This is a genomic window from Terriglobales bacterium, from assembly GCA_035624475.1.
GTDB lineage: Bacteria > Acidobacteriota > Terriglobia > Terriglobales > Acidobacteriaceae > DASPRL01.
In genome coordinates this window covers 1-11,501 of sequence record DASPRL010000059.1, presented here as the reverse complement: position 1 = coordinate 11,501, position 11,501 = coordinate 1, and the positions used below count along the sequence as shown (strand labels likewise).

The window sequence follows — 11,501 nt, the reverse complement described above, 5'->3', positions numbered from 1 at the left end:
TTTAGCTCCTCCAGCGGCAGATCGAAGCGCAGCCACTCGCAGACGCGGATGGGCAGCTTCCCTTCCCGCTCCAATTCCTCCATCGCCAGGAAGTCGTCCCAGTTGGAGTTGTCCTGCACCGAGGTGAGGCCGTGCTGGGCGGCGTCCTGCAAGGCCAGCTCCAGCGCGCGCTTGCGCTGCGCCCGCGAGGGCTTGGGCAGGCGCGCCAGCAGGTCGTCTTTCACCGTCTCGCGCAGGATGCCGGTGGGCTCGCCCGCGGCGTCGTGATCGATCTTGCCGCCCTGCGGATCGGGAGTCGCGCGCGTGATGCCGGCCCACCTGAGCGCGGCCGTGTTGGCCACGGAGATGTGCCCGTCCACGCGGGTGAAGATGGCGGGATGGTCGCCGGTCACCGCGTCCAGGTCTTGGCGCGAGGGCAGCTTGGGGTCCTTCCACAGCGTATGGTCCCAGCCGCGGCCCACCAGCCACTCGCCCTTGGGCGTGCTCTTGGCACGCTCGGCGATGCGCGCCAGCATCTCCTCAAGCGACTTCGCGCCTACCAGGTCCACGTTGAGCTTCTCGAAGCCGGCGTTGGCCAGGTGCACGTGCGCGTCGTTGAAGCCGGGCATCACGAAGCGCCCGTGGAGATCCACAAGCTCCGTGTGCGGTCCAGCCAAGCGGCGGACCTCGGTGTCCGAACCCAGGGCGACCACGCGCCCGCCTCGGACGGCGATGGCCTGCGCCCGGTGTCCCGGCACCACAACGGTCTCCCCCGGGCCGGCAGGTTGACCCACGACCGTGGTCTCGTAGCCCGGATGGGACACGACCCGTCCCATGGCCTCGTTCACTTCGAAGCGGAAGGTCTTCCCGTCATGAGTCTCGACCCCGAGATAGATGTCTCCGTTGTAAAAAATGACCTCAGCAGGGTCCTGGGAGGCCTGTTTCCTGGTACCGGCGGGAGATGGTTTGCTCGCTGCCACAATCGTCGCTCCGAGAATCAACAGGACGAGAATCCGCGTAAGTCCGCGTGCATCCGCGGCGAAGAAGTTCTTCATTCGTTCACTCCGGTGAGGGCCAGCGCGGCCAGCAGGATACGCTTCAGGCCGAAGTCGCGGCCGGAGGGGTCGTACCACTCGTGCAGGGTGTGGGCGCCGCCGCCCGCGCCGCCCGCGCCCAACCCCACCGCCTCCCGCCCCAGCGAGAGCGGGATGTTGGCGTCGGTGGAGGCGCGATGCACCCGCGAAGCGTTGCCCAGGTGGGCGTCCACCGCCTCCACCACCTCCAGGATGCGGGCGCCGGGCTTGAGCTCGGCGGCGGGGCGGCTGCCGATGAGCTTGATCTCGCAGGCGATCTCGCCGCCGCGGCGCCCCGCGCTCTTCTTGGCCTCGATCACGGCTTCGCCCACCGCCTCGCGCAGCGCCCGCTCCAGCCGGTCGATCTCGGCGGCGGAGAGGGAGCGCAGGTCCACCTTCATGCTGGCCGACTCGGGAATGGAGTTCACCGAGGTGCCGCCGCTGATGTTGCCCACGTTGTAGGCGGTCTTGGGCTCGGCGGGCACGTGGACGCCGCTGAACAGGCTGATGGCGCGCGCCAGGATGACCACCGGGTTGGGCGCGCCGAAGTCGCTCCAGGAGTGGCCGCCGGGACCGCGCAGCGTGACCTCGAAGCGGCGGCTGCCCAGGCCTTCGGTGACCACGGTGTCGGTGGCGGCCCCGTCGAGCACCAGGGTGTAGGCGATGGCGTCCTTCCAGCGCGGATCGGAGAAAAGGTGGCGCATGCCGCGCAGGTCGCCTTCGCCTTCTTCGCCCACGTCGCCCAGGAAGAGGATGGGAGCGGCGTGGCGGATCTCCGCCGCCTCGAGCGCGCCCGCCAGGGCCAGCAGCGCCACTACCCCGGCGCCGTTGTCGGAGATGCCGGGGCCCAGCAGCCGCGAGCCTTCGCGGCGGATGTCGAGGGGCGTGCCCGCGGGAAAGACGGTGTCGATGTGCGCGGCCAGGGCCAGGTACCCGGCTTCGGGATGGCTGCCGGGACGCACGGCGAGCACGTTGCCGGCCTCGTCGATGTGGCAGTCCTCCAGGCCCAGTTCCTGGAAGCGGTCGCGCAGCCACACCGCGCGCGCCTGCTCGCCGAAGGGAGGCGCGGGGATGCGCGCCAGTTCGATCTGGCGCTCGGCGATCTCGCGCTCATGCGCGCGGAACCATGTCAAGGCCGCATGCACCGCGCCCAGCTCGGCCAGGCGCGCCACTTCCTGGCGGGGCGTGGCGGGAGCGGGCGAGGCTTTCACCGAGGGAGTCATAGGAGCGACCGCCCATACTATAACGGCGGCGCGCGGCGGGGAAATGGCGGCGGGACCGGGGCGCTACGCGCCCTGGCAGCACTCCAGGATCTCGGCCTCGGTGAGCACGCGGTCGCTGGACTTGGCGCGCTTGTAGATGCGGTCCACTGTTTCCTCAGCGGCGGGGATGCCCTTGCGCTCCAGCCAGAACAGGATGTTCGACTTGCCGCTCATGGGGCCGATCTCGATGACCTGCTCCAGCCCGAAGTAGTGCGAGGGCACGCCCGAGTACACGCTGTTGGCCAATTCCAGGTCGTTCTTGCGGAAGGCCTTGATGACGGCGGCGGCGTGCACCCCGGTGGCGGTGCGGAAGGCGTCGCCCCCCACCACCGGATAGTTGCGGGGAATGGGCACGCCGGTGGCCCGGGAGACCGTCTCGCAGTACTCCTTCAGCTGGGTGAGGTCCTGGCCGGCCCAGGGCTCCACCCCCATCAGCTTCAGGTTCACCAGCATGAGGTCCATCTGGGTGTTGCCCACACGCTCGCCGATGCCGATGGCGCAGGCGTGCACGCAGTCGGCGCCGGCGGAGAGCGCGGCCAGCGAGTTGGCCACCGCCAAGCCGCGGTCGCAGTGACCGTGCCAGTCCACCCGGATCGGCTCGCCCGAGGGCTTCACCACCTCCTCCAGCACGAAACGGATGAGCGCGTGCACCCCCATGGGCGTGACGTGGCCGCAAGTGTCGCAGAGCACGATGGCGCGCGCCCCGCACTCGATGGCGGTCTTGTACAGCCGCTTCACCGTTTCGGGATCGCAGCGGGTGGTGTCCTCGGTGACGTACATGACGTCCAGGCCGAGGGAGCGGGCGTAAGTGACGGCGTCGGCCGTGGTGCGCTGCAGGAAGTCGTCGCTCCAGTCCTCGGTGTAGCGGCGGATGGGGCTGGAGCCGATGAAGGTGGCGCACTCGATCTTCACCCCGGTCTTCTGCTGGATCTCGGCGACCGGGCGGATGTCGTTCTGGTGGGTGCGGGCGGCGCAGTTGCCGCGGATCTTCAGGCGCGAGCGCGCGATCTCCTGCGCCAGCCGCTCCACGTGTTCCTGGGCGCGCGGCCCCGCCCCCGGCAGGCCCAGGTCGAGGTAGTTGATGCCCAGCGCCTCCATCAGGTGAAGGATCCGGACCTTCTCGTCGATGGAGGGATCGCGGACGGAGGGCGATTGCAGGCCGTCGCGCAGGCTCTCGTCGTTCAAGAGCACGCGCCCGGCGGGGCGGAAGGCCGCTCCCTGCCGGTTCCAGTCGTAGATGAGGTGCGAGTGCTTCAGCTCCAAGGGGAACCTTCTACGGCTTGGGGGCCTCGGCCGCCGGCTTTTCCGGCTCCTTCTTGTCGCCATCCTTGGGGGGCAGGGTCAGGCCGAAGTCGGAGACGCTGCCCTTGCCGGCCACGTTCCGGCCGTGCGGGTCTTCCGGGTTGGGAAAATACAGCGTCTTGCAGTGCTCGCAGCGGTAGATCTCGGCATCGCGGCCCAGCGCCCGAACCACGTCGCCGCACTGCTGCTCCAGCACGTCGGCCAGATAGTACCAGCGCTTGAGGTGGCCGGCGCAGATCTTGCCCTTGTCGTCCTTCTCGTTGCAGGAGCGCTGCCCCTTCTTCTTGAGCTTGACCCTGTGGTGCGGAAGCTGCGGGAGGGAATGTTCTGACACCTGCATGGTCTCCGATGTGCTCGCCAAGTCGTTGCCCCTGAGGCTGCATTCTAACCGAAGCGCCGGAGGCGTTCCAGATAAGCGCTCACAGCCGCCGCCGCTTGCGATACGCGCCCAAGGACCTCAGCCCGCCACCCAGCCGCCGCAAGAGCCGCCGCGAGAACAGCAGGTCCACGAAGCCTTCCATCTGGCGGGTGAACTCCGCGCCGTAGCCGTACCACCAGGGCTTGCGCAGGCCGGGCATGCGGTCGGAGTCAAGATACTTGATGCGCACCATCTCCTCCAGCCCCAGGCGGCCGTGCGTGCGGCCCAGCCCGCTGGCCTTCACCCCGCCGTGCGGGGCCTCGCTGATGCCGAAGCAGGAGACCACGTCGTTGACCATGACCACGCCTGCCTCCAGGCGGGTGGCCAGGGTCTCGCCGCGGGCGCGGTCGCGCGTCCACACGCTGGCGGCCAGCCCGAACTCGGAGTCGTTGGCCAGACGCACAGCTTGGTCGTCGGTGTCGAAGGGCGCGACCGGCAGCACCGGGCCGAAGGTCTCTTCGCGCATCAGGCGCAGATCTGGAGCGACGTCGGCCAGGACAGTGGGGGCGTAGAAGTTGGGGCCCAGCTCGGGCATGCGGCGCCCGCCGCAGAGCAGGCGCGCCCCCCGGGCCACGGCCTCGTCCACGTGCGCGGCCACGATGGCGAGCTGCCGTTGATGGATCATGGGCCCCACCTCGGTGGCCGGATCGGAGCCGTCGCCCATGCGCAGCTCCTTGGTCTTGGCGGCGCAGGCGGCCAGGAACTTCTCATACAGGCTGCGATGCACGTAGCAGCGCTCTACCGAGAGGCAGGTCTGCCCGGCGTTGACGAAGGCGCCCCAGACGGCCGCGCTGGAGGCGATGTCGATGTCGGCGTCGTCCAGCACCAGCATGGGGTCTTTGCCGCCGAGTTCCAGCACCAGGGGCAGGAGACGCGCCGCCGCGGCCTGGGCCACGCGCTTCCCTGTGACCACGCTCCCGGTGAAGATGAGCTTGTCGATGGCAGAATCCAGCAGAGCCGCTCCGGTCGCGCCGGCTCCGATCACGACTTCCAACAGTCCCGCGGGCAGCCCGGCCGCGTCCAGGAGGTTCTTGAGCTCGAGGGCGGCCAGCGGGGTCAGCTCGGAGGGCTTGAGCACCACCGCGTTGCCGGTCACCAGCGCGGCCACCGTTTCCACCGCGGGGATAGAGAAGGGATAGTTCCAGGGCGAGATGATGCCCACCACGCCCCAGGGCTGGCGGCGGATCACGCCACGCTTGGCCTTGAGCGCCAGGCTGGCATGGGGCACGGGCTCGTCGCACAGGAAAGAGAAGGCGTTCTGGCAGCACCAGCGGGTAGCATCGAGCGTGACCAGGACCTCGGTGAGCAGCGCCTCCACGTAGGGCTTGCCGGCCTCGCGGGTGATGGCGCGGGCCACGTCCTGCTTCCTCTCGTAGAGCAGCGCGGCGAAGCGGCGGAGCACCGCGATGCGCGCCTGCACCCCGGCCTCGGCCCAGTCCTTCTGCGCGGCGCGGGCGCGGGCCACGGCCGCGCGGACGTCTTCGGCGGTGGCGCCGACGAACTCACCCACCACCTCGCCAGTGGCGGGATTGGTGGAGACGATGCGCTCGCTGGAACTCGCCGTCTGTGTGGCCATGGCGGGACAGTGTAGTGCAAAAACCAGCCGTTGGTCGTCGGTCGTTAGTCGTTGGTCGCCGGTCTTCGGTCGTTGGTCCTCGGCCTCTTCGTTCGGTACTCGGTACTCAGTACTCGACGCTCACGAGATACAGCCCGCACGCCGGCGCCGTAGGCCCTGCCGCGGAGCGGTCTTTCAGCTCCAGGATGCGTCGCAGGCCGCGCTCGTCCACTGTGCCTTTGCCCGCCAGCAGGAAGGTCCCGACGAGATTGCGCACCATGTGATGGAGGAAGCCCGAGCCGCGCACGCTGTAGACCAGCTCCTCGTCCCGGCGCTCCCAGGCGGAGGAGAGGATGGTGCGCACGTTGGAGACAGGCTCCTCCTCGCGGCCGCGCTCCGGGTCCACGGCAGCGAAGGAGGTGAAGTCATGTTCGCCCACGGCCAACCCGGCGAGCGCCGCCATGCAGCCTTCGTCCAGAGGATAGGGATGGTGGTAGACGTAGCGCGCCAGGAACGGCGGGCACATGGGGCCGCGGAAGATGCGGTAGCAGTAGGTCTTGGCGCGGGCCGAAGCGCGGGCATGGAAGTCAGGCGGCGCTTCCGCGATCTCCAGCACGCGCACCGCCGGCGGCAGCACGTCGTTGAGCGCGCTCATCAGGTTGGCCAAGGGGATGGGCGAGTCAATCGCGCAGGAGGCCACCTGCGCCAGCGCATGGACGCCGGCGTCAGTGCGGCCGGAGCCCTGGGGCAATTCCCCGCAGCCGGTGATACGTCGCAGGGCCTCGGCCAGAGTGCCCTGCACCGTGGGCAATCCCGGCTGCACCTGCCAGCCACGGAAATCGCTGCCGTCGTACGCCAAAACGAGTTTCAGGTTGCGCCGCACCGAAGCAGCAAGGATACATGCCGCCCGAGCCGGGGGCGAAGCCTGCGCAGACTTGCCCTGCCCAAGTCATACCGATTCTCATATCCGCCCAGCGGAATGTCTACGGATTTCCATATGCAATCCCTGGGGAAACTCTCAAAAGTCATATTCCGTCGGCAACGCACCGAGCTAACAGGCTTATTTTCAATTAATTGGATGATAACTCGTTTGGTACGGAGGTTGCACTCAAATCGGCCGTAGTCGTCCCTAGCGGCACTAAGCCGGGTTACGTTTTCAGCAGGCCTCAATCTCAGGAATCCGAACCTTGCAGTGAAGTCTGCCACTCTCAGGAGGAATTGAATGAACGCTGACTTTCGTCGCAAAGTCGCGGTCGCCCTCTCCTGCCTTCTGCTGATCTTCTGTTCCACCTATGCCCTGGGCCAGGGTGTTGTGACTGGCTCGATCTCGGGCACGGTGGTGGATCCGCAGGGAGCCGTGATCGTGGGCGCCAAGGTCACCGCGACCAATACCGCTACCAACCAGTCCGCCAATGATTCCACCAGCTCCGCCGGCGCCTTTTCCATCCGCCAGCTGCCTCCGGGAAGCTACACCGTGAGCATCTCGGCGCCGAACTTCCAGACGCTGAGCGTCAAGGGAGTCAATGTCAGCGTGGGTGTGGACACCGCCATGGGAGCGCAGAGGCTGGTGGTGGGCGCTACCTCGGAGACGGTGACTGTGGAAGCCACCGCGCCCCTGGTGGAGACCAGCACGCCCCAGCTCTCCACCACCTATGAGAACAAGCAGATCACCGATCTGCCCATCGGCAGCGCCTTCGACAGCCTGGTGCTGCTGATCCCGGGCGCGGCTTCGACCGGCGACGCCAGCTTCAGCAACAACAACGGCGCCGTTGGCGGCGGCATCTCCATGAACGGGCAGCGCGGCCGTTCCAACAACTTCCAGATCGACGGCCAGAACAACAACGACAACTCCGTGGCCGGGCCGGCCTTCTTCCTCAGCAACCAGGACGTGCTGGCCGAGTACCAGGTGGTGACCAACACCTTCTCCGCCGAGTACGGACGCAACATGGGCTCGGTGATCAACTACATCACCAAGTCGGGCAGCAACGCCCTGCACGGGACGGCCTTTTGGTTCTACCAGGGCTCGTGGCTGTCCTCGATGGCCAACCAGGACAAGAGCCCCCTGCTGGGCTTCTGCATCCCGCCCGCGACCTCGGCCAGCACGGGCGGCGCCTGCACCGACCCCAAGGTGGCGCGCTTCGACGATAGCCGCGTGGGCGGAACCATCGGCGGACCCATCAAGAAGAACAAGGCCTGGTTCTTTGGCTCCTACCAGCGCGAGTGGTTGCGGCAAGGCGCGACCCCGTCCACATCGGCGCAACTCACGCCCACGCCCGCGGGTTTGGCCGCGCTGGCGGCCGCCTTCCCCGGCAACCTCGGGGTGCTGAATCTGGAGACGTTCGGGCCTTACGGCTTGCTCGCCGGCAACCCCAGCCCTGCCGGAGCAAGCACGCCGATCTGCGTGACTCCCGACCTCAGCGGGGCCACAGCCTGCGTGCCCATTGAGTTCGCGAAGGTGACCCGCTTCCTGCCCAACACCTTCAACCAGAACGAATTGATGGGCCGGATCGACGTGCAGGTCACCCAGAAGGACCGCTTCTTCGGGCGCTACCTCTACCAGGACAACAACACCTCCAATGCCGGCCCGGGGCAGCTCTCCTCCGTCGCCGGCGGCGGCGTGGTAGGCGCCCCCAACCGCAACCAGCAGATCGGGCTTGACTGGGTGCGCACCTTCACCGACCACTTCATCAACCAGGTGCGCTTCAGCTATGCGAGGTTCTTCGGCTTCTTCGAGGCCGGGCCGACCATGCCCTTCTGCACCGCCACCAACATCCTGCTGTGCCCCTCGAACATCAGTTTCACCGCGGGCAATCTGCTCAACTATGGCCAAGCCATCAACCTGCCCCAGGGCCGGTTGATCAACAACTCGCAGTGGCAGGACAACGCTTCCTGGGTGCACGGCCGCCACACCATCAAGTTCGGTGGTGAGTACGACCGGCAGCGCTCCCCCAACGTCTTCTTGCCCAACATCAACGGCCGCTTCCAGTTCGGCGCCCAAGGAACGTGCAACTACAACGGGGGGTTGGCGTCCACCGCGGCGTGCACCTTCGACAATTACCTCGCGAACCTGCCCAGCGCTCTCAACCTGACCGACGGTCCCACCAGCTTCAACTTCAAGGAGCAGGACGCCGCCCTGTATATCCAGGATGACTGGAGATTCCGGGACAACCTGACCTTGAACTTCGGGCTGCGCTGGGAGTGGAACCAGCAGGCCATCAACCTGCTGCACGACCTGACGGTGCGGCGCGAGACCGGGCCTGCCCCCTTCTGGGACACCACCCTGCCCCTGGCGCTGCGCACCGTGCCCTCCGTGCCCGAGGACCTGAACAACTTCGGGCCGGTCATCGGCTTTGCCTACACCCCGCACATCTGGCCGGGGGTGTTCGGCAAGGACAAGACCGTGATCCGCGGCGGCTTCCGCATCGCCTACGATCCGGAGTTCTACAACATGTTCCTGAACGTGGCGACCGCAGCCCCCACCGTCAATGCGGGCAGTATCGCCGGTTGGGGCCTCACGCCGGGACTCCCCCCGGGGGGAGTTTCCACGGGCCTGTCCTTGCGTGCGGCCGGCTACCTGGGCTTCATTCCGACGGGAGTGGATCCCGGCTTCCGCACCGAGACGCAGGTGGACCCCAACTTCCACAATCCCTATGCCATGCAGTGGAACTTCGGCATCCAGCGTGAACTGAACTCCAAGATCGCGCTGGAGGTCAACTACGTCGGCAACCACACCGTCGGCAACTTCATGACCATCAACGCCAACCCCGAGGTCCTGTTGCTGGGCGCCTTCTTCCCGGGAGTGATCCCGCCGGGCGTCACGCCCTGCACCACGCCCTTGACGCCGGGCTTTCCCGACCGGCCGGATTGCAACTTCCGGCTGGAGCGGCGGCGCGGCAACTACGCCTTCAGCGAGTACCACGGCCTGGAGACCAACCTGCGCATCCAGAACTGGCACGGGTTGACCTCCGGTTTCGCCTGGACCTGGAGCCACGGCATCGACAACGTCAGCGAGATCTTCCCCTCGTTCGGTGGCGGTGTCGGCCTGCCCTTCGCCCAAGACCCCTTCAACATCGACCGGGCGGAGCGCGGCACCAGCGGCACCTCCTACACTCACGTCATCGCTTTCTGGTGGGTGTACGAATTGCCCTGGTACAAGAGCCAGGCGGGCTTCCTGGGCAAGGCGCTGGGCGGCTGGCAGATCAACGGCATCTACTCCTATCACAGCGGTCAACCGTTCAACCCGTTGGACTTCGCGACCAATGACTTCTGCGACTTCCTGATGAACGCCTCGTTCTACGGGGTTGACACCTGCCGGCCGATCCTCGGCGATCCCACCGCCCCGCTGGACACGGTGGGCCAATATGTCAGCTTCCCGGGCTGCACCTTGTCGTCGTTCTATCCGGATGGGGCGACCAGCTTCCACTGGATCTACAACGACGACACGGCCGCGTTGTGCCAGGGCACTCCCTTTGCCGGAGTGGGTCGCAACACCCTGCGCGGGGATACCTACAACAACCTGGATCTGGGTATTTACAAGAACTTCAAGATGGGAGAGCGGCTGACCATGCAAATCCAGGCCAACGGCTTCAACATCTTGAACCGGCAGTTCCGCAACATCGGCGTAGAGAGCGGCACAGTCGGTGGCGCCAACCCGGATCCGTTCGTGGACGACGGCAACTTCGCAAGCGGGGGCCCGTTCATGAACACCTTCTTCAACGGAAGTAACAAGCGCAACTTCACCTTCGGCTTGAGGTTCGTCTTCTAGCCTCGGCCGAGGGTAGGCTTCACTCGAGGCCAGCCGCAAGGCTGGCCTCTTTTTCTCCTTAGCTTCGCCCCCGGGCTGATCGGCGGAAGCCGGGCCGGGGCGAAGCCTCCTACCAATTCTCATATCCCCCGCAAGGAGTTTTCAAAAGTCATAGATTGAAGCGCCGGCCATCGTCGCAAGCCTAATGTATTCAATAGCTTGAAACGAGCACACTTTGGTACGACAGTTGCACCATATTGGTCCCGAACGGGTTCCTCGCGGGCTGGTTTGATTGGGTTGCCGGCAAGCGAGTTGGGTTCGGTTGTCAGACAGATTTCCTCGGGGATCCAAAATCCAAAGACTCAAGAAGTTCGACACCTTCAGGAGGAATCGAATGAACGTTGACTTTCGTCGCAAAGTCGCGGTCTCACTCGCCTGCCTGCTGCTGATCTTCTGCACCACCTATGCCCTGGGCCAGGGCGTTGTGACTGGCTCGGTGTCGGGCACGGTGGTCGATCCGCAGGGGGCAGTCATCGTGGGCGCGAAAGTGACCGCCAAGAGCGCCGCCACCGGCCAGGAGTCCTCGGATACGACCGGCGCCAACGGCGCTTATGCCATCCGGCAACTGCCTCCCGGCAGCTACACCCTCACCATCTCGGCCCCCAACTTCCAGACGCTGAGCGTCAAGGACGTCGTGGTCAAGGTGGGTGTGGACACCGCCATGGGAGCCCAGAAGCTGACCGTGGGCGCCGCTTCGGAGACGGTGACCGTGGAAGCCACCGTACCCCTGGTGGAGAGCACCACGGCGCAGATCTCCACCACCTTCGAAAACAAGCAGGTCACCGACCTGCCCATCGGCAGCGCCTTCGACGCGCTGGTACTGCTGACCCCGGGCGCGGCCACCACCGGCGACGCCGGCTTCAGCAACACCAACGGCGCCGGCATCTCCATGAACGGGCAGCGCGGCCGTTCCAACAACTTCCAGATCGATGGCCAGTCCAACAACGACAACTCGGTGGCCGGGCCCTCCATCTTCCTGGGCAACCAGGACGTGCTGGCCGAGTATCAGGTCATCAACAACAACTTCTCGGCCGAGTACGGGCGCAACATGGGCTCGGTGATCAACTACATCACCAAGTCGGGCAGCAACAGCCTGCACGGGACGGCG

At 66.5% G+C, this 11,501-nt stretch carries 8 protein-coding genes; 2 read left to right on the top strand and 6 right to left on the bottom strand.

Going from position 1 to position 11,501, the window contains the following annotated elements:
• The 6 genes from VEG08_02760 to truA all read right to left on the bottom strand — a co-directional run.
• Window positions 1-959 (bottom strand): amidohydrolase family protein (locus tag VEG08_02760; protein HXZ26901.1); only part of this gene is annotated, 959 nt, incomplete at its 3' end.
• 71 nt (window positions 960-1,030) lie between these two features.
• A complete protein-coding gene (locus tag VEG08_02755) occupies window positions 1,031-2,275 on the bottom strand; it encodes a M20/M25/M40 family metallo-hydrolase (GenBank protein ID HXZ26900.1) in 1,245 nt (414 codons plus the stop codon).
• Between the two features lie 63 nt (window positions 2,276-2,338).
• The gene (locus VEG08_02750) at window positions 2,339-3,577 is read right to left on the bottom strand and encodes a LeuA family protein (protein ID HXZ26899.1); all 1,239 of its coding nucleotides are present in this window, start codon (window positions 3,575-3,577) and stop codon (window positions 2,339-2,341) included.
• Window positions 3,578-3,587: 10 nt separating this feature from the next.
• The gene (locus tag VEG08_02745) at window positions 3,588-3,950 is read right to left on the bottom strand and encodes a hypothetical protein (GenBank protein ID HXZ26898.1); all 363 of its coding nucleotides are present in this window, start codon (window positions 3,948-3,950) and stop codon (window positions 3,588-3,590) included.
• 85 nt (window positions 3,951-4,035) lie between these two features.
• Entirely contained in the window at window positions 4,036-5,610 is a 1,575-nt protein-coding gene (locus tag VEG08_02740; protein HXZ26897.1) for an aldehyde dehydrogenase family protein, read from the bottom strand.
• A gap of 106 nt (window positions 5,611-5,716) precedes the next feature.
• The gene (truA, locus tag VEG08_02735) at window positions 5,717-6,472 is read right to left on the bottom strand and encodes a tRNA pseudouridine(38-40) synthase TruA (protein ID HXZ26896.1); all 756 of its coding nucleotides are present in this window, start codon (window positions 6,470-6,472) and stop codon (window positions 5,717-5,719) included.
• 339 nt (window positions 6,473-6,811) lie between these two features.
• Between truA and VEG08_02730 the strand changes: the two genes are divergently transcribed.
• Entirely contained in the window at window positions 6,812-10,354 is a 3,543-nt protein-coding gene (locus VEG08_02730; GenBank protein HXZ26895.1) for a carboxypeptidase regulatory-like domain-containing protein, read from the top strand.
• A 373-nt stretch (window positions 10,355-10,727) separates the two neighbouring features.
• The coding region (locus VEG08_02725) for a carboxypeptidase-like regulatory domain-containing protein (protein ID HXZ26894.1) at window positions 10,728-11,501 on the top strand (774 nt) is incomplete at its 3' end.

What these genes read in the sequence shown, in the direction of transcription:
- VEG08_02755 (HXZ26900.1), bottom strand. Translation starts at nt 2,275, where the DNA reads ATGACTCCCTCGGTGAAAGCCTCGCCCGCTCCCGCCACGCCCCGCCAG.
- VEG08_02740 (HXZ26897.1), bottom strand. Translation starts at nt 5,610, where the DNA reads ATGGCCACACAGACGGCGAGTTCCAGCGAGCGCATCGTCTCCACCAAT.
- VEG08_02730 (HXZ26895.1), top strand. Translation starts at nt 6,812, where the DNA reads ATGAACGCTGACTTTCGTCGCAAAGTCGCGGTCGCCCTCTCCTGCCTT.